The organism is Candidatus Tisiphia endosymbiont of Empis tessellata, from assembly GCF_964031035.1.
Taxonomy (GTDB): domain Bacteria; phylum Pseudomonadota; class Alphaproteobacteria; order Rickettsiales; family Rickettsiaceae; genus Tisiphia.
Map to the genome: position 1 here is coordinate 193,076 of NZ_OZ034997.1, position 17,655 is coordinate 210,730.

Annotated in this window: 20 protein-coding genes and 1 pseudogene; 12 read left to right on the plus strand and 9 right to left on the minus strand. The window is 32.6% G+C overall.

Annotated elements, in window-relative coordinates:
• The first annotated feature begins 180 nt into the window (after positions 1-180).
• From AAHM86_RS01030 to AAHM86_RS01045, 4 genes are all read left to right on the plus strand, one after another.
• Positions 181-915: a hypothetical protein gene (locus tag AAHM86_RS01030; RefSeq protein WP_342267967.1), complete on the plus strand. Its 735-nt coding sequence runs from the start codon at positions 181-183 to the stop codon at positions 913-915.
• Positions 916-1,199: 284 nt separating this feature from the next.
• Positions 1,200-2,699: an AAA family ATPase gene (locus tag AAHM86_RS01035; protein ID WP_342267968.1), complete on the plus strand. Its 1,500-nt coding sequence runs from the start codon at positions 1,200-1,202 to the stop codon at positions 2,697-2,699.
• Between the two features lie 125 nt (positions 2,700-2,824).
• Positions 2,825-3,046 carry a PD-(D/E)XK nuclease domain-containing protein gene (locus tag AAHM86_RS01040; protein ID WP_342267969.1) on the plus strand — a complete coding sequence of 74 codons (222 nt, stop codon included), beginning with the start codon at positions 2,825-2,827 and terminating at the stop codon, positions 3,044-3,046.
• A gap of 690 nt (positions 3,047-3,736) precedes the next feature.
• Positions 3,737-4,429, plus strand: coding sequence for a transposase (locus AAHM86_RS01045; protein ID WP_342267970.1), 693 nt, complete (start codon positions 3,737-3,739; stop codon positions 4,427-4,429).
• Here AAHM86_RS01045 and AAHM86_RS01050 read toward each other — a convergent pair.
• A protein-coding gene (locus AAHM86_RS01050; RefSeq protein WP_342268333.1) for an IS5 family transposase occupies positions 4,416-5,179 on the minus strand; the annotation gives its coding sequence in 2 pieces (ribosomal slippage) (positions 4,416-4,822 and positions 4,822-5,179; 765 coding nt in all). The genes AAHM86_RS01045 and AAHM86_RS01050 overlap by 14 nt on opposite strands.
• Before the next feature lie 103 nt (positions 5,180-5,282).
• Here AAHM86_RS01050 and AAHM86_RS01055 point away from each other — a divergent pair.
• Positions 5,283-5,786 (plus strand): annotated as a pseudogene (locus AAHM86_RS01055) (IS3 family transposase); the annotation flags it as partial.
• A 103-nt stretch (positions 5,787-5,889) separates the two neighbouring features.
• On the opposite strand, the gene AAHM86_RS01060 reads toward AAHM86_RS01055, so the two are convergent.
• The 4 genes from AAHM86_RS01060 to AAHM86_RS01070 form a co-directional block, all read right to left on the minus strand.
• Positions 5,890-6,273, minus strand: a complete 384-nt coding sequence (locus tag AAHM86_RS01060; protein WP_342267971.1) for a hypothetical protein — start codon at positions 6,271-6,273, stop codon at positions 5,890-5,892.
• Positions 6,274-6,445: 172 nt separating this feature from the next.
• Positions 6,446-6,604 (minus strand): hypothetical protein, encoded by a 159-nt coding sequence (locus AAHM86_RS01065; RefSeq protein ID WP_342267972.1) that lies wholly within the window; start codon positions 6,602-6,604, stop codon positions 6,446-6,448.
• On the minus strand, positions 6,549-6,728 hold the full coding sequence (locus AAHM86_RS07140; RefSeq protein WP_410521557.1) for a hypothetical protein: 180 nt from the start codon (positions 6,726-6,728) through the stop codon (positions 6,549-6,551). Before AAHM86_RS07140 ends, AAHM86_RS01065 begins: the two co-directional genes overlap by 56 nt.
• Before the next feature lie 196 nt (positions 6,729-6,924).
• Positions 6,925-7,350, minus strand: a complete 426-nt coding sequence (locus AAHM86_RS01070) for a recombinase family protein (RefSeq protein ID WP_342268334.1) — start codon at positions 7,348-7,350, stop codon at positions 6,925-6,927.
• Between the two features lie 225 nt (positions 7,351-7,575).
• On the opposite strand from AAHM86_RS01070, the gene AAHM86_RS01075 reads away from it, so the two are divergent.
• Complete coding sequence (locus AAHM86_RS01075; RefSeq protein WP_342267973.1) at positions 7,576-8,772, plus strand: IS3 family transposase; 1,197 nt, start codon at positions 7,576-7,578, stop codon at positions 8,770-8,772.
• A gap of 65 nt (positions 8,773-8,837) precedes the next feature.
• On the plus strand, positions 8,838-9,722 hold the full coding sequence (locus tag AAHM86_RS01080) for an IS4 family transposase (RefSeq protein WP_342267974.1): 885 nt from the start codon (positions 8,838-8,840) through the stop codon (positions 9,720-9,722).
• On the opposite strand, the gene AAHM86_RS01085 is transcribed toward AAHM86_RS01080, so the two are convergent.
• Both AAHM86_RS01085 and AAHM86_RS01090 read right to left on the minus strand, forming a co-directional pair.
• Positions 9,659-10,192, minus strand: a complete 534-nt coding sequence (locus tag AAHM86_RS01085) for an IS630 family transposase (RefSeq protein WP_342268335.1) — start codon at positions 10,190-10,192, stop codon at positions 9,659-9,661. The two genes, AAHM86_RS01080 and AAHM86_RS01085, sit on opposite strands and share 64 nt — an antisense overlap.
• Positions 10,102-10,494, minus strand: a complete 393-nt coding sequence (locus tag AAHM86_RS01090) for an IS630 transposase-related protein (RefSeq protein WP_341747473.1) — start codon at positions 10,492-10,494, stop codon at positions 10,102-10,104. The genes AAHM86_RS01085 and AAHM86_RS01090 overlap by 91 nt, the downstream gene beginning before the upstream one ends.
• Before the next feature lie 71 nt (positions 10,495-10,565).
• On the opposite strand from AAHM86_RS01090, the gene AAHM86_RS01095 reads away from it, so the two are divergent.
• Positions 10,566-10,859 carry a PD-(D/E)XK nuclease domain-containing protein gene (locus tag AAHM86_RS01095; protein ID WP_342267975.1) on the plus strand — a complete coding sequence of 98 codons (294 nt, stop codon included), beginning with the start codon at positions 10,566-10,568 and terminating at the stop codon, positions 10,857-10,859.
• A gap of 224 nt (positions 10,860-11,083) precedes the next feature.
• On the opposite strand, the gene uvrA is transcribed toward AAHM86_RS01095, so the two are convergent.
• Positions 11,084-13,951, minus strand: a complete 2,868-nt coding sequence (gene uvrA, locus AAHM86_RS01100; RefSeq protein WP_342267976.1) for an excinuclease ABC subunit UvrA — start codon at positions 13,949-13,951, stop codon at positions 11,084-11,086.
• A gap of 101 nt (positions 13,952-14,052) precedes the next feature.
• Here uvrA and ssb point away from each other — a divergent pair, with 101 nt between their 5' ends.
• Genes ssb through AAHM86_RS01120 form a run of 4 tightly spaced genes read left to right on the plus strand, consistent with a single transcriptional unit; the run spans position 14,053 to position 16,635 of the window.
• Positions 14,053-14,502: a single-stranded DNA-binding protein gene (gene ssb, locus AAHM86_RS01105; protein WP_342267977.1), complete on the plus strand. Its 450-nt coding sequence runs from the start codon at positions 14,053-14,055 to the stop codon at positions 14,500-14,502.
• Positions 14,483-15,334, plus strand: a complete 852-nt coding sequence (locus tag AAHM86_RS01110; RefSeq protein WP_342267978.1) for an alpha/beta hydrolase — start codon at positions 14,483-14,485, stop codon at positions 15,332-15,334. Before ssb ends, AAHM86_RS01110 begins: the two co-directional genes overlap by 20 nt.
• Before the next feature lie 52 nt (positions 15,335-15,386).
• Positions 15,387-16,094 (plus strand): 7-cyano-7-deazaguanine synthase QueC, encoded by a 708-nt coding sequence (gene queC, locus AAHM86_RS01115; RefSeq protein ID WP_342267979.1) that lies wholly within the window; start codon positions 15,387-15,389, stop codon positions 16,092-16,094.
• The gene (locus tag AAHM86_RS01120; RefSeq protein ID WP_342267980.1) at positions 16,087-16,635 is read left to right on the plus strand and encodes a GNAT family protein; all 549 of its coding nucleotides are present in this window, start codon (positions 16,087-16,089) and stop codon (positions 16,633-16,635) included. The genes queC and AAHM86_RS01120 overlap by 8 nt, the downstream gene beginning before the upstream one ends.
• A 252-nt stretch (positions 16,636-16,887) precedes the next feature.
• Here AAHM86_RS01120 and cysQ read toward each other — a convergent pair whose 3' ends face one another.
• On the minus strand, positions 16,888-17,649 hold the full coding sequence (gene cysQ / locus AAHM86_RS01125) for a 3'(2'),5'-bisphosphate nucleotidase CysQ (protein ID WP_342267981.1): 762 nt from the start codon (positions 17,647-17,649) through the stop codon (positions 16,888-16,890).
• Positions 17,650-17,655 lie beyond the last annotated feature (6 nt).

The following is a 17,655-nucleotide window of genomic DNA, read 5'->3' on the forward strand; positions in this document are numbered from 1 at the left end:
GACTTATTATCAAAGTTACAGAAAGTACTTAACTGTAAGCAAATAGGAAGCATACCAGATGCCATAATAATCTTGCAGCAAGCATTAGAGATTTTTGCTGAATATGCTGAACCGGGTAATGTTCAGCTTCAGCATCAGATACAAGAGTATGGTTATTGTTTACAGCAGTAATATGACTATGTGCAATTCTTTTCTGATGTATGTAAAGCTGAATTGCCTGATCATGCAAAGATTGCAGAACTAATAACAGCTTGCTATACTAAAGTAACAGAAAATCTTGAGTACCAAGTTAGTAGTTTGCATATTGATGAAGATAGGCTTGACCAAGTTTATTATCATAAAGCTATAAAGTATCTAGAGGATTATCCGGACTCTCCTGCCTGCAAGAACCTCAAGGCTATAGCCTATAGTTGCTTAGCTAGTATCGCAGAGAAGGATGGTGGTAATGAAGCTGCATCGGTTTATTATGCAAAAGCTATCGAAGCCAATAGCCATTTACCAGAGATATATGAAAAATTGGGACAGCTATTTTTTAACAAGGGAGAATATGCTAAGGCAATTGACTGTTATAAAGTCGTTAATAATGAATTTGAGATAAAGGCATGTTTTAAAGCATGGTTAAAACAAGATAAAAGAAATCCAGATATAATGTTACAGCAGGCTGAGTATCTTGAGTCTATAGGTTTATTTGAGCAAGCCAAGAAATATTATCATCATGCATTCAGCCTCAGTCATGATGAAAATTTTAAGGCTGCGGCTTACAAGAAAATTAGTAAGATTATAGTTAATGCTGCTGCTCAAGGGCAAGATTTTGCCACTAGAGCAGATGAGCATGATTTTTACAATTATGACCTAGTAGATGCAGCATTTACCAGAAAATTACTTGGCGACTCAAGTTCAGAATGTGATTTATAATGCTAAAAGATTGCAAAGCAGTTTTGCTGCAAATATACGTTTTACCAAGTCCGTTGGGTTTTTTAATTAATATCTGTTAAAACCCTAGTTTAAAAAAAGACCTTAATTAGTTATCCAATATTTTTTTTAAATGAACACAATTATGATAATTAGGCGATGTTGTTACGAGATATAATTCTATATTGAATCAAACTGATCTATACTATATCATATTTTTATCGAAACAGCATATTACCGCATTTTATTAAAACTTAATCGGTAAAATATAAATATAATTGAATAATATGATAGTTGAACTTTCAAACACTAACACATATCTCAAGGGAGCTGACACTGTTAAGGAGAGTAATAAGCTGCCTAAAATGCTAGTAGGTACGGATGAATTCTATGACTTAGTAGTTAATAGTGATGTATTTGTTGATAAAAGTCTAATGATCAAAGAATTATTAGAAGATGGCGGTAAGGTTATTCTAATCACTCGACCAAGACGTTGGGGTAAGAGCTTGAACATGGATATGATTAGGAGGTTCTTTGAAATTGAAGTAGATGAAAAAGGCAAGCCTTTACCACTAGAACAAAAGATAAATAACAAACTATTCCTTGGAGGTACAGTAGATTTAGGCTTTGATGAAACTAAAGAGTTAAAGTCCTTAAAAATTGCAGACATAGCAAGTAGCATGAAACGCCAAGGGCAATATCCGATTATTTCTATAAGTTTTAAGGATGTTAAGGGTAGTAATTACCAAGACATTGAGAACGGGATAAAAGAACAGGTTATAAGATTGTTCTCTAACCATCGCTATTTAAAGCATTATATAGCAGAAGATGCAAATTTGTTAGATGATGTACAAAAGGAAAAGCTAAACCGATGTTTCACAGGGAATCTTGATCAAGAAGACATAAAGATTAGTTTACGTTTTTTAAGCGAACTACTGTTTAAACATTTTAACCAAAAAGTCTACATATTGATCGATGAATATGATACTTCTATCAATAGTTCCTATATTAAATTTGGCAAAAAATCAGAAGAATTTGAACAAGTACTTGAACTATTTCGCGGGATGTTTGGCAGCAGCCTAAAAGGTAATAGTTGTGTAGAAAAAGGAGTAATAACTGGCATATTAAGAATTGCTAAAGCTAATTTATTTTCCGATTTGAATAATGTTACTGAATATACCTTACTTGATGATGATTTTTCTAAGTCTTATGGCTTTACCCAAGCAGAAGTTGATGATTTATTGACTAAAGTACCTACAAAAACGAGTCATGAAGAGATTAAAGACTGGTATAATGGTTATACATTTGGTGGAGAGGTAATTTATAATCCATGGTCAATCATGCAATGTTTAGCACACAAAGGTAAGCTCGATCACTATTGGCTAGATAGTGGTGGAACAGCTTTAATAGATAAAATACTGCTATCCGATGAAATGCAAGAAGATTTACAGAGCTTAGCTGCCGGAAGAAGTATTATCTCACCTATTACCAAACAAATAAGTTTTGCTGATATCAATGAACCAATAGGATTACTCAGTTTATTATTGTTCAGCGGTTATTTAAACCCTACTGCCAAAATACCGGAAAAGAATGTTTATGAGCTATCTATCCCTAATTATGAAGTAAAATATATTTATGAAACAAGAGTTCTACAATGGGTAACTGATCAGCTAAAAATTGATAGTTCTAGATATTACTCTTTTATCAGTTTATTGCCAGCAGGTAAAGTAGAGGAATTTAAAGAGCGTTTACAAGAGTTGTTGGTAAATTCTACCAGTTTTTATTAAACAGGGAAGAAAAAGGCAGAATTATTTTATAGTGGCTTTATGCTAGGGCTTGTTAACATGTTAGCCCCTAGTTACATAATAGCAAGCGAACACAAGAGTCAGGTCGTGGTAGAGCTGATATTATCATGATCCCCAAAGCTGGTAGAGAAGATAAAGCAATTATTATTGAGTACAAGATTGCTAAAAATGCAGAAGATTTGCTTTCAGTAGCCAAAATGGGCTTAAAGCAAATTATAGATAAACAATATGACACTAAGATAAGAGAACACAAACACGTTAAAAAGATCATTAAAATCTCTATGACCTTTTGTGGCAAAAAAGTAGTACTAGAATACCAAATTGATTAAGAAAAATATTACATACATAAATTCTTTACCCCTATGATTAAAATTTACTCTTTAGTTAGGTTATTTGGGGCTAACTATAAAAGCCCTGTTAAAGGCAGAGCTTTGTTATAATTAGGCTTTAAAGGGATTTGCAAAAGTTCTAACCTAAAATGGTTAAAAGTTTGCAACGTATACTCTTTTGCTTTGAAGAATTGTTTTTTAAAAATATCAGGAACTCGAGTACTCATGTACTAAATGTACACCTAGTTCGCTCGCCCCTCATTTTTAAATTCAATTCGTAGGATCATTCGAGTATACACCATGTGGCATCCTGTTGTAAAATTAACCCCATGAGAATTGAAAATTAAAACTCTAAAAGCTTATATCTTAATTAGGTTTTAGTGTGACTAGGTTAGGACTCTAGTCACATTACAATTTTTTTCAAAAGGGGTCAAAAGCATATTGCAATCTACACTTTAAAATTATTCAGGCAAGATTCTCCCAAAGATTATTAAATTGATACATCTATAAAAATGTATGATATGGATTGGTTTATAACAATTCTTATGTCACTTTTGGTTCTAAAATCATCCACTAAGCCCCGCCATTTTTGTACAAGTCATCTATAATGGACTGAAGAAAATGGACAAAAAAATAGAGTTAAAAGTTTCCTAATTAAGATAAAATAATAAGAAAAAATTAGGAGAAAAAATGACAAAAGAAAAAGCAAGAGTTTTTAGTGCTGAAGAAAAAACTAGGATAGTATTAGAAGTGCTGAAAGAAGAGAGTCCATTATCAGTGATAGCATCAAAATATGAGATAAACTCCAAGACAATTAGTAATTGGAAGAAACAATTTATATCAAATACGGCATTGGCGTTTGAACCAGCAAAACTAGTAAGTAAATATCAGGAACAAATTAATATGCTGAAAGAACAAAATGATGAATTAGCGAAAACTCTTGGAAAAACAATAGTAGAGAGAGATTGGGCTGTGGGAAAGCTACAAAGCTTGGACTTATCAAATAGAAAAGAACTTGTCGATTCCAAGCTAGCAATGTTACCAAAGACAAGGAAATATGAATTATTAAAGATTAATCGTTCTTCAATGTACTATAAAGCAAAACCATTTAGTGGGTATAACTTAAATATTTTAAATAAAATAGATGAAATATATACTGATAATCCTGAATTTGGTTATCGTTATATCCATAGACAATTATTAGAAGATGGCTTGGTTATTGGTAAGGATCGGGTTCTAAAATATATGAACATGATTGGCATAGAGGCTATTTATCCAAAGAGGAAAAAGTTAACATCTGGAAAAGATAAACAGCATAAAATTTATAGTTATTTGCTTGATAAATATTGGTCTAATCTAGGGTATATCGTCACGAGATTTTAGCCCACATTAGTAATCCCCTTAGACAAAGACCTGCCATGTATAATTTTGTATTTTTAGCATATCTTGTTGCTATACCACGCCATTCTTTAAATTTTTGAAATGTATTTTCAATAATGTGCCTTAACTTATATAAATCCTTATCTATCTCTCTTTGAATCTTTCTGTTTCTTTTTGATGGTATTACAGGAATTATATTTGCTTGCTCAGCAAATTCTACGATGCTATTTGTGTCATAAGCTTTATCTGCTATAAGGTACTCTGCCTCTATATTTTGGGTTAATTCACAAGCTTGAGTACAATCGTTTCTGGAACCTTCTGTAACAATAATTCTGACCGGCATACCATGCGCATCCACGGCCATATGTATCTTTGTATTGAGCCCCCTTTTGTACGGCTAATCGTTTGATTCCCGCCTTTTGCCCCAAGTCCTGCTTTATGAACTTTTACAAATGTTGAATCTATCATTAACCATTCGAAATCAGGAGCATTTATAAAAATATTTAGTACATGCTCCCATACTCCATTATCGCACCATCTACAGAATCTTCTGTGTACATTCTTCCAATTCCTATAATCAGGTGGCAAATCTCTCCAAGGAGCTCCTGTCCTAAATATCCACATTACTGCATTTACAAAGGTTCTATTATCTTTTGCAACCCCTCCCCAACAACCTTCCCTGCCAGGCAAATGCCTTTGTATCTTATTCCAAAGTTCATCATTTATATCATGTCTTCTATGTGCTAGCCCCATAACTATTATCCCTATTACTATAATTAGTATAACCAACTTCACAAATTATTCAACTATAATCTCGTGACGATATGCCCTAGGTACAAGTAAAACTGTAGATGTACCTAACGCTAACGAGGTTTGGAGCGGAGATATCACTTATGTTAGAACTAATTCGGGATTTATGTACATGGCGGCAATTATAGATTGGCATAGTAGAGCTGTGTTGAGTTATAAATTGTCAAATAGTATGGATGTAAGTTTGGTAACTGAAGTATTGCATGATGCACTTAACAAATATCCTGCACCGCAGATATTTAATAGTGATCAGGGCAGTCAATATACTAGTCATGAACACATTGAAATTTTACAAGAGCATAACATTAAAGTTTCGATGAATGGTAAAGGAAGAAGTATTGATAATATAATTATGGAGAAATTTTTCCGAACTTTAAAATATAATTGTATATTTATTAATGATTTTAAAGATGTTAAAGAGCTAAAGAGTGGTATTGATGATTACATCAATCACTATAATTATAGAAGATTCCATTCAAGTATTGGTTACAAAAAGCCTATGAATGTCTATCTAAATTCTATACAAAATTATGAACAAATTGCAGCTTGAAAAATGCAAAAATGGGAAACAAAATTATTATTTTTTTGTCTTGATTTTTCAGTCCAGTATCATCGTTTTTTTTAAAATATCGAAAGGGAAACGTAGAGAGGTCTCAAGTTTTTTGCTCCTGACGTTTAAGGTTCTGAAATACGAAATTTATCATTTTGCGTTTTTGAGAACTTTCAGAACCTTTAAAAGTTTCATAGGCTTCAGATGCTAGAGTTATTAGCGTTGTAGCGGTATCAGTAAATTTATCGTCTGCTTCATCATAAGTTTTCAGTAAACGATCAATTTCATATTGGCGATATTTTAATTGTTGTTTTTTTCTTTGAAATTCTTCTGTGCTAAGTTCTCCATTGAGTCGCAAATCTATTAATGAATTTAATCTATTCTCATTTTCGGTATGTTCTTTCTTTAAAGCAGCTGTTGCTTGGTCATGCTCAGTTTTTTTTAGCTCATTAGTGTTTCTTAGGTATGCAAGGGTCTCTTTTAGCATTTCCGAGTCTCCCCCCTTATACCTATTCTTTTAAAAACCTCTTCTATTTGCTTTAAAACCTCATCTTCCCTTATATATATTTTCTTGTCTAGGTTCTGCGAATCCCAGGTAGCTAAATAAGTCCATTCGTCCACTTTGCCATCTGAATATGTTTTGCTGTGAGTTTCAGCTGTTACAACTTTTTACCAGTTACTGCACAGGTGATTAATCCTCTAAAAAGAAAATCCTTACCACCATATTTAAAAGGCTTCTTCTTCCAACCTAAACGTACATCTTTACATGCCATAAAAGTCTCTCTTGTTATAATAGGTTGATAACCATGTGACCACATACTCTCCTTTTACTCTCATTTCACCATAATAAAATGGTTGTTGTATTAAACGATGTATAACAGTTTTATTTAGGTGACAATTCTTTTTACTTCTTAAACCTAATTCTTTATCCATGTTTACCATAGACCTAAGAGTATAGACCCCGCTCGCATATTCTTCAAATAGTTTTTTGATAATAAAAGCTCTAGACTGATCAAGAATTATTATGCTATTGCCACTTGTGTCCCTGCTATTTAGATAACCAAGGGGGGCTGGACCTATCCATTGTCTTTTACGTAATTTATGATCTAGACTCCTTTTAACGTTATCACTTAAACTATCAACGTAAGATTTGTGCCATTAATACGTTCATACCCCACATTAGCCTTGCATGGGATTGAGAATCTTTATTTATTACATAACCTTCTGTTCTAAAGTGTAATTCTATCTTACCAGCTTTTATTGGTTCTTCTAGTAATGAAATTTCTGAGATTCTCCTTTGAACACGATCTACTTTATCAGCAACTATAGCAATTGTTTCTCTATGGCTTTTAGCAAACTTGATCATCTCTTTAAATTGTTTGCGATCACCTCTGCTGGAAGATTCGATAATTTCAAAAGTTTCGATAACTTCAAGATTTTTACGTTGGCAATATTCCAACAATCTGTGTTTTTGTGCTTCGATAGAGTGTCCTTTTTCTTGTTCTTTTGTTGAAACAGGAAACGTCGATTCGGGATAAGGGATAAGAAAGAATAGTGTAGATATAAGAGTTGCAAGGAGTTAATGCCTGTGATAAATGTTTTTGTAGAAAAAGAAATAAACACAGGCATGAAAAAAGATATCACAGAATTATATAGTTTTATAGACGATTTTTGTAAAATTTACTATGAATACGAAAAAAAGTATAATGGACTGAAGAAAATGGACAAAAAAATAGAGTTAAAAGTTTCCTAATTAAGATAAAATAATAAGAAAAAATTAGGAGAAAAAATGACAAAAGAAAAAGTAAGAGTTTTTAGTGCTGAAGAAAAAACTAGGATAGTATTAGAAGTGCTGAAAGAAGAGAGTCCATTATCAGTGATAGCATCAAAATATGAGATAAACTCCAAGACAATTAGTAATTGGAAAAAACAATTTATATCAAATGCAGCATTGGCTTTTGAACCAGCAAAACTGGTAAGTAAATATCAGGAACAAATTAATATGCTGAAAGAACAAAATGATGAATTAGCGAAAACTCTTGAAAAAACAATAGTAGAGAGAGATTGGGCTGTGGGAAAGCTACAAAGCTTGGACTTATCAAATAGAAAAGAACTTGTCGATTCCAAGCTAGCAATGTTACCAAAGACAAGGAAATATGAATTATTAAAGATTAATCGTTCTTCAATGTACTATAAAGCAAAACCATTTAGTGGGTATAACTTAAATATTTTAAATAAAATAGATGAAATATATACTGATAATCCTGAATTTGGTTATCGTTATATCCATAGACAATTATTAGAAGATGGCTTGGTTATTGGTAAGGATCGGGTTCTAAAATATATGAACATGATTGGCATAGAGGCTATTTATCCAAAGAGGAAAAAGTTAACATCTGGAAAAGATAAACAGCATAAAATTTATAGTTATTTGCTTGATAAATATTGGTCTAATCTAGGTACAAGTAAAACTGTAGATGTACCTAACGCTAACGAGGTTTGGAGCGGAGATATCACTTATGTTAGAACTAATTCGGGATTTATGTACATGGCGGCAATTATAGATTGGCATAGTAGAGCTGTGTTGAGTTATAAATTATCAAATAGTATGGATGTAAGTTTGGTAACTGAAGTATTGCATGATGCACTTAACAAATATCCTGCACCGCAGATATTTAATAGTGATCAGGGCAGTCAATATACTAGTCATGAACACATTGAAATTTTACAAGAGCATAACATTAAAGTTTCGATGAATGGTAAAGGAAGAAGTATTGATAATATAATTATGGAGAGATTTTTCCGAACTTTAAAATATAATTGTATATTTATTAATGATTTTAAAGATGTTAAAGAGCTAAAGAGTGGTATTGATGATTACATCAATCACTATAATTATAGAAGATTCCATTCAAGTATTGGTTACAAAAAGCCTATGAATGTCTATCTAAATTCTATACAAAATTATGAACAAATTGCAGCTTGAAAAATGCAAAAATGGGAAACAAAATTATTATTTTTTTGTCTTGATTTTTCAGTCCAGTATCCACTATGCATATTATACCTAAAGACACTAAAGTTATAACTATTGGTGACAGAGAAGCAGATATCTTTGAACTATTATGGTCGTGTCAAGAAAAGGGTAGTTTGTTTATTGTTCGTAATAGACAAAATAGAAAATTTATTTCTACAGAGGGAAGAAAAACAAATTTGCAAACCCATATAAATCAGATATCAACAAAGAAAGAAATAGTAATTCAAGTTGCAAAAAAGAATAATGAAGCAGCAAGAATGGCAAATATTGAAATAAAATATATGTCTGGTTTAATACCAATTAGAATCCCTTCATTATATGGTTCAAAAAATACTGATCACAAAATCAGTGATAAAGTAGTACTCTATGTTGTAAGAGCTAAAGAAATTGCACCCCCTAAAGGAGTAGAAGCGATTGATTGGCTCTTGCTAACTAATGTTCCTGTTACTAATTTTGAAGATGCGATTGAAAGGATAAATTGGTATAAGTTAAGATGGAAAATTGAAGAATATTTTAGAGTTCTAAAATCTGGATATAAAATAGAAAATTCTCGTTTAGCGACAAAAGAAAGATTAGAAAAATTAATTGCCATAAAAAGCATCATTGCATTTAAAATTTTATATTTATCAAAAGTAGCGATATCTCATCCGCAAGAAGTGTGTACTAAGATTTTAACTTCACAAGAATGGCAAACTCTTTATATTCGAGAGCATAAAACTATTTTTATACCTGAAGAACCTCCAACTATGAAACAAGCTATTATTTGGCTTGGTAAATTAGGAGGATTTATGAATAGAAAAAATGATAAATTACCAGGAACTATGACATTATGGAGGGGCTACGAAAATCTTACAGAAAGTATCGAAATATTATCTATATTTCTTTCCCAAAATTGTGGGTAAAAGTAAGGATTTAAATCAGGGGAATAAGACGGTAAGAATTTTAGTTTACAGCCAGCTTTTTCGATTAATTCTTTAGCCCTTTTGGATTTGTGAAAGCTTGCATTATCAGCAATGATAACCTGTCCAGGCTTTAGCTCCGGCACAAGACAATTTTCTATATAACTTTCAAACACCTTACTATCACAGCTCCCTGTAAAGACTAGTGATGCGATTAAACTATTCCGATTTAACGCACCAATAAAACTTGTTCTTTCACTACGTCTCCCAGATTTACTTCCATTACAACGACTTCCTTTCATTGACCATCCATATTCATATGATTCATTATCATTCATGCCAGCTTCATCAAGATAAACTCGTTTCTCTATCGGCACTTTTTCTAATTCACTGAGAAAATCTTGTCGCTTTCCTTCATCTCTTTCTTTATACGCATATGTCTTTTTTTTCGAGTAATATTGAGTTTCTTTAATGCACGACTGATAGTCATTATACTTACAGTATTATCTAGTTTTTTTGCTATCTCTGTAAGCGTTAAAGAGTTATCTTCTTTTATTAAATTACCAAACGCTAATAAATCAGGGATTTTATGACCATACCCTTTCTGGTATCCTTCTTTTGCCTTTATATCTCCAGTTTGTTTCTTTAATCTAATCCATACATAGAGCATTGACCGACTAATTTTAAAGGTCTCGCATGTAAATGCTATTTTTTTATGTTTTTCATAATGTTCTATAACTCTAGAACGTAAATCATAACTGTATGGTAACGGCATATTTCTATTATATAATTTTTTTATTATCTATTATTATAACTAATATCTAACTATATGTTAACTGCTATAACATGTTATCTTTTGGCTACATCATAACCAGTGAACAAGAGTCCGGCAGTGGACGAGCTGATATTATGATGATCCCAAAAACAGGCAAAGAAAATAATGCCATTATTATTGAGTATAAGATCGCTAAAAATAAAAAAGATTTAGCATCCGTTGCTAAAATAGGATTGAATCAAATTATAGATAAACAATATGACACTAAGATAAAAGAACATTCTCATGTCAAAAAAATCATTAAACTTTCTATAGCTTTTTGCGGTAAGAATATGGAGTTACAATACCAAGTTACAGAGCTTTAGTAATAGACTGTAAGCGTTTGAATAACTAATAATTTTACGTCTATCGTGGTTCTGAAATTGTCCACTACGCCCCACCATTCTCAATTGTAGTGCATTTTACGAATGCGTTAAAACTGACTAGAATATCAAAAAAATGCATTCTTGAAGCGACTGGCACGAATGCATTTTAATCTATTATGGCTAATAATCTTAGCTAATGAAAGTGGCAGCTCATCGTAGATACCTTAACACTGGTCTAGATAATGCTTTAAATATTGTCCAGTATAGCTCTCACTACAAGCAGCGATATCCTTTGGAGTGCCGGTAGCTACTATTCTACCGCCTTTATCTCCACCTTCAGGACCAACATCTATAATATAATCTGCTGTTTTGATAACATCTAGGTTATGCTCAATAACTATAACAGTATTACCCATATCAACTAACTTATGCAGCACTTTAAGCAATTTATTAATATCATCTATGTGCAACCCTGTTGTTGGTTCATCAAGTATATATAAAGTTTTACCGGTTGAGCGTTTTGATAACTCTTTAGCTAACTTTATTCTTTGTGCTTCGCCTCCAGACAAAGTGGTAGCAGATTGTCCAATTTTTATATAACCAAGTCCTACCTCATTTAAAGTAACAAGTTTTTCGTAAATTAGGGGTACTTTAGCAAAGAAACTCATTGCATCCTCAACTGTCATCCTAAGAACATCAGCTATAGATTTATCCTTATATTTAACTTCAAGGGTTTCTCTATTATACCTGTCTCCATTACAAACATCACATTTTACATAAATATCAGGTAAAAAATGCATTTCTATTTTAATCAGACCATCACCTTGGCATAATTCACATCTTCCACCTTTAACATTGAATGAAAACCTACCAACTTTATAACCCCGTGCTTTTGCAGTTGGTAGTTCAGCAAACCAGTCTCTAATATGGGTAAACGCACCAGTATAAGTTGCTGGATTTGATCTTGGTGTGCGACCTATTGGTGATTGGTTTATATCAATAACCTTATCAATATATTCAAGACCTTTAATTGACTTATATTCTCCTGGAGAGTTTTTTGAAGAGGGTTCTAAAAATTTTAAAGCTGCTTTATATAAAGTGTGAATTATTAAACTTGATTTACCGCTACCTGATACCCCTGTTATTGCTGTAAAACTGCTCAGAGGAATTGTAATGTTAACATCCTGTAAATTATTAGAAATAGCCCCAGTTAATGCTATTACCTTACCCGCAGGTGATACTCTAGTATTTGTTGGTACTTCAATAGATTGTTTACCGCTTAAATAGCTACCCGTTATACTATTAGGACATTGTTTAATTTCCTCAATTGTTCCTTGTGCTATTATATGTCCACCGTGAATACCAGCACCTGGTCCGACATCTATGATGTGATCCGATTCGTACATTGTTTCTTCATCATGCTCAACAACAAGCACTGTATTACCAAGGTCTCGAAGATTCTTTAGAGTTTCTATTAATCTAGCATTATCACGTTGATGCAAACCAATTGAGGGTTCATCAAGTACATACAACACACCACTAAGACCTGAACCAATTTGTGATGCCAAGCGAATACGCTGACTTTCTCCACCAGACAGAGTTCCTGATTCTCTAGACAAGGCAAGATAATCAAGACCAACATTCATAAGAAATTGTAATCTTTCTTTGATTTCCTTTAATATACGTTCAGCAATAGTCATTTGTCTTTTATTGAGCTGTTTGTCTAATTGATTAAACCATTTCTGTAGTTGTAAAATACTCATGGTAGATACTTGTCCAATATGCATATCAGCAATTTTAATACAAAGAGACTCCATTTTTAGTCTATAACCTTCACAAGATGTGCATTTGTACTCTGATTTATATTTTAATAATTCTTCTTTTACTAAGGAAGAATCAGCCTTACGCTCCTTTTCTTGTAAACTAGGTATTATTCCAGCAAAAGGTTGCTGTACCACCTGAGATTTAGAACCATCATGATATTGAAATTTTATAACATCGTCACCTGATCCATGGAATAATACTTGCTGTACAATATTTGGTAGTTCTACAAAAGGAGTGTCTAATGAAAATTCGTAATGACTCGCTAAAGCTTTTAATGTTTCTAAAAAAAACTTTGAGGATATTTTCCCCCAAGGTGCTATAGCTCCATCTTTAATACTAATTCTTTTATCTGGAACAATTAATTCTTTATCAAGACACAATTCTGTGCCGATACCCTCACATTTAGGACAAGCACCAAATGGGCTATTAAAGGAAAAAATTCTTGGTTCTATTTCAGTAATTTGAAAACCAGAAACTGGACAAGAATATTTTTCTGAGAAAATGATTTTTGAACCTTTAGTAAGGTTGGTTTCTAATCCATTTGGCAAGTTAACAATTTCAATATATACTATACCATCTGCTAGTTTAAGAGCTATTTCTAAACTATCTGCCAGCCTGTTACCTAAATCATCTTCTAGAGAAATCCTATCAACAATTACTTCAATATTATGTTTTTTATTCTTATCAAATTTTGGAAGATTATCGATCTCATAAATTTCATTGTTAATAAATAATCGCCCAAAACCCTGTTTTTTAAGATCAAGCATTTCACGTCTGAATTCACCTTTCTGCCCTCTTATAATGGGTGCTAAAATGTATAATTTACTTCCCTTAGGAAGGTCACGAATAGCATCTATCATCTCCGATATAGTCTGATTCTTTATTGGTAAACCCGTTGCTGGCGAATATGGCACTCCTACCCGTGCATATAGTAATCTCAAATAATCATAAATCTCAGTTATAGTACCAATTGTAGAGCGTGGATTTTTAGATGTAGTTTTTTGATCAATAGCTATTGCCGGCGACAACCCAGAGACTGACTCAACATCAGGCTTATCCTGAAGATGCAAGAACTGCCTAGCATAGGAAGATAGACTTTCAACATATCTACGTTGTCCTTCAGCATAAATAGTATCAAAAGCTAGTGAAGATTTACCAGAACCACTAAGCCCTGTAATTACTACAAACTTATTTCTTGGAATATCAACATTTACATTTTTTAAATTATGCTCCTTAGCACCACGAACTTTAATATATTCTTGTATCATAATTTGTTATAAATTTTTAAGGAACTTATCAAAAAACTTGTAGCATTATAGGTTGTTTTGAATTACTATTGCAATAGTAATTTTTAAATAGGTAATGATCTGTGGCTGGTAGTTTAAATAAGGCAGTATTAATAGGTAATTTAGGGCGTGATCCAGAAATTAGGCACACGGCTGATGGTAAAGAGATAGCAAATTTCAGTATCGCTACTTCTGAGACATGGAAAGATCGTGCTACTGGAGAAAAGAAAGAAAAAACCGAATGGCATAGAATAGTAGTATTTAACGAAGGTTTGGTATCTGTTGTAAAGAATTATGCCAAGAAAGGCACTAAAGTTTATTTAGAAGGTAATTTACAAACTAGAAAATGGGTGGATAACCTTGGTCAAGAAAAATATACAACAGAAATAGTGCTACAGAATTTTAACTCACAATTTATATTGTTGGATTCTAAAGGGGGTGGGACTAACTCCCTAGATTCTATTGTACCAAAAAGCACAGTTGGTAATAGTAACTTTGACCATAGTGATCTAGATGATGAGATACCTTTTTAAAATTGTTCTACTTTCTATATCCCTGTTGTTTTCTTCGTGTGTTTCATCTATAGATACTAGGATTAAGGAGGCAGATAAGGTAGCCTCAATGAACAAGTTTGAGAAGAAACTTGTTAAGGCTGGTGATTTTGTCATTACAACTTACCAACGTGTTTCAGATAAAGATAGTCCTTATGTATTTTATATCGAGGGGGATGGAAGTATTAGTATAGGATGCTATGCCATTGCAGACAATCCAACTCCTTCCAGGGTTATGTTATTTAAGCTTGCTACCCTTGATACTAGACCTAATATAGTTTATATAGCTCGTGTCCATGCCAAATATACACCAATGGAGCTTAATCCCAACTGTAATCAAGCCTATTGGACAGACAAAAGAATGGCTGAAGACATGATAGAATCAACAAATATAGTAATAAATAGTATAAATAATGGTAATCCAGCTAGTTTGGTTGGTTTTTCTGGTGGTGGTGGGGTTGCTATCTTGGTGGCAGCAAGAAATAAGCATATTAAGGATATAATAACTGTAGCGGGTAATCTTGATATTGAGAATTTCAGTAAACATCATGGAATATATGCATTAAAAAAATCATTAAATCCCATAAATTATGCAATAAAAATTAGCAATATTCCGCAATTACATCTTTCTGGAGCTAAGGATGCAATAGTACCGAGTAAAATTATGCATGGCTATGTAAAAGCTAGTTCTTCAAATTGTGTACAGCAAAAGATTTTCCCCAATATTACTCATACCAAAGGCTGGGATAAGGTGTGGCAGGATGTGTTAAAAATTAATCTTACCTGTGGGTATAACAAGAAAATTGGGACGTAAAATAACAAAGCCAATTCGATATAAGAATTAAGCTTACTCATAGGAGATTTTTATGCAGAAGGCAGTAGTTTTAGTTAGTGGCGGTGCAGATTCAGCTACAGTACTAGCAATGATAGAAAAAATGAATTACGAAATTCATGCCATAAGTTTTAACTATTCTCAACATAATAATATTGAACTTGAGAAAGTTAAAGAGTTAGTTAAGAACTATAATATCAAACAACATAAAATTGTAAATATTGATTTACGTAGCTTTGGCGGATCAGCTCTTACTGATGATGCCATAGAAGTACCAAAATATAAAGATCATAGTGATTTAGGGGATAATATACCAATCACTTATGTACCAGCACGTAATACTATATTTTTAAGTTATGCTTTGGGATTTAGTGAAATAATAGGAGCCTTTGATATTTTTATGGGGGTACACGCAACTGATTATGCTAATTACCCAGATTGCCGTCCAGAGTACCTAGACGCTTTTGAGAAGCTTGCTAATCTTGCAACTGCGGTAGGAGTATTGGGTACACGAATTACCATTCATGCTCCCTTAATAAATATGACAAAAGGGCAAATTATCAAAACTGGTCTAGAATTAGGAGTAGATTACTCTAAAACAATTTCTTGTTATGATCCATTAGATAATTGGTTATCTTGTGGAACATGTCATGCCTGCTTACTTAGACTTAAGGCCTTTGAAGAAAATAATACAATTGACCCGATTAATTATAGAAGTAAATTCGCTTCTACACATGCTTAATAGTTTTATATATCATCAATTTCCTATGTTAGACCTAGACAACATAGTACTGAAAGAATTAACTAGTGATGATTCAGAAGACTATTTTGGTTATATGAATAAATTAGAGATGCGTCCTTTCTTGACAGATAACAATGTTCCATCAACTATTCCACAAGCTGCTGATGAACTAAAATATTGGTCTAGCTTATTTCATCAACAAAGAGGGTTTTACTGGGGTATTTCCCTTAAAGATAATAATAAACTTATAGGTACGGCTGGGTTTAATACTGTTTCTACAATGCACCTCAAAGCAGAAATAAGCTACGATCTTGATCCTGCATTTTGGGGTAAAGGAATTATGCTAAAATCAATCAAAGCTATTTTAAGATTTATAGAATATGCTGGTATTGTTCGAACCCAAGCTACTGTAATAAATGACAATATACGTTCAATTAATGTTTTAGAACGATGTAATTTTGTCAAAGAGGGTTTGCTTAAGAAATATGAAATTGTTCAAGGAGTGCATAGGGATTATTATATTTACGCTAGAGTGCTTTAGATTTCTGTAAAGATTTTCAACCTAAAACAAATCAGTTTGATGTAAGACATCGGTTTAATAGCCTACGGTGTCGTCCTTGCAAGCGTTATGTCATTCCTGCGTAGGGCAGGAATCTAGAAAAATGACCAAGATAGCTTGTGTTGAGTTATTTTAGCCCCCTGCCTACGTAGGGGTGACATCACCCCTAATGGCGATGATTACTTGAGCCTACTATTAATTTATTACATCAATACTTGAGGTTATAAATCAATATCAAAACGAAGTAAAGATAGGGAAATATCGACTATAAGCATAGAAATGAGGATTTTGGAAGTTCTTCTTTTGATAAACTAATTCATTTCCATCTATATCCACAATATTTCCACCACTAGCTTTAATTAATGCATGTCCCGCTGCAATATCCCATTCCATAGTTGGACCAAACTTGGGATAAATATCCGCCTTCCCTTCTGCTACTAAACAGAATTTAATTGAACTTGGTATAGTAGCTATTTCAGTAATTAGATGTTGCTTTAGGAATTTCTTGATATCTAAATTTGACGAACGTGAGCTAACAACAGCCCTATAATGAGTTTTAGGTAGGGCATCAAAGCTTGTTTCTACGCCATTTTGTTCAATTCTTAAAGCATTATTAGCATCTGTATAATATAATTTCTGCACGGATGGTTGATAGATAAAACCAATAATAGGCATACCATTTTTTATCAATGCAATATTTACTGTATACGTATCCTCACCTTTGATATAACTTTTTGTACCATCAATCGGATCAATCAACCAAAATTGATTGCTATTCAAAGCAATTATATCTCTTTCTTCACAAACTACAGGAATATTAGGTGCTAGGTTCTTTAAACCATTATATATAAAGCTACTAATTTCCTTATCAGCATTTGTCACGGGAGAATTATCATCTTTATAAGAAACTATTAACCCTAAATCTCTTCTAATTAGAGCAATCCCACCAGCTTCAGTAATTAAACTTTTTAAAGACTTAATTAAATTAAGCATCATTTATTA

Bases quoted from the DNA above. Each gene is read 5' to 3' on its own strand.
- AAHM86_RS01110 (WP_342267978.1), top strand. From the start codon at position 14,483: ATGATGAGATACCTTTTTAAAATTGTTCTACTTTCTATATCCCTGTTG.
- AAHM86_RS01065 (WP_342267972.1), bottom strand. From the start codon at position 6,604: ATGTGGTCACATGGTTATCAACCTATTATAACAAGAGAGACTTTTATG.
- AAHM86_RS01075 (WP_342267973.1), top strand. From the start codon at position 7,576: ATGACAAAAGAAAAAGTAAGAGTTTTTAGTGCTGAAGAAAAAACTAGG.
- uvrA (WP_342267976.1), bottom strand. From the start codon at position 13,951: ATGATACAAGAATATATTAAAGTTCGTGGTGCTAAGGAGCATAATTTA.
- AAHM86_RS01090 (WP_341747473.1), bottom strand. From the start codon at position 10,494: ATGCCGTTACCATACAGTTATGATTTACGTTCTAGAGTTATAGAACAT.
- AAHM86_RS01040 (WP_342267969.1), top strand. From the start codon at position 2,825: ATGATCCCCAAAGCTGGTAGAGAAGATAAAGCAATTATTATTGAGTAC.
- AAHM86_RS01045 (WP_342267970.1), top strand. From the start codon at position 3,737: ATGACAAAAGAAAAAGCAAGAGTTTTTAGTGCTGAAGAAAAAACTAGG.
- queC (WP_342267979.1), top strand. From the start codon at position 15,387: ATGCAGAAGGCAGTAGTTTTAGTTAGTGGCGGTGCAGATTCAGCTACA.
- AAHM86_RS01095 (WP_342267975.1), top strand. From the start codon at position 10,566: ATGTTATCTTTTGGCTACATCATAACCAGTGAACAAGAGTCCGGCAGT.
- AAHM86_RS07140 (WP_410521557.1), bottom strand. From the start codon at position 6,728: ATGGTAAACATGGATAAAGAATTAGGTTTAAGAAGTAAAAAGAATTGT.
- AAHM86_RS01120 (WP_342267980.1), top strand. From the start codon at position 16,087: ATGCTTAATAGTTTTATATATCATCAATTTCCTATGTTAGACCTAGAC.
- cysQ (WP_342267981.1), bottom strand. From the start codon at position 17,649: ATGATGCTTAATTTAATTAAGTCTTTAAAAAGTTTAATTACTGAAGCT.
- AAHM86_RS01080 (WP_342267974.1), top strand. From the start codon at position 8,838: ATGCATATTATACCTAAAGACACTAAAGTTATAACTATTGGTGACAGA.
- AAHM86_RS01035 (WP_342267968.1), top strand. From the start codon at position 1,200: ATGATAGTTGAACTTTCAAACACTAACACATATCTCAAGGGAGCTGAC.
- AAHM86_RS01060 (WP_342267971.1), bottom strand. From the start codon at position 6,273: ATGCTAAAAGAGACCCTTGCATACCTAAGAAACACTAATGAGCTAAAA.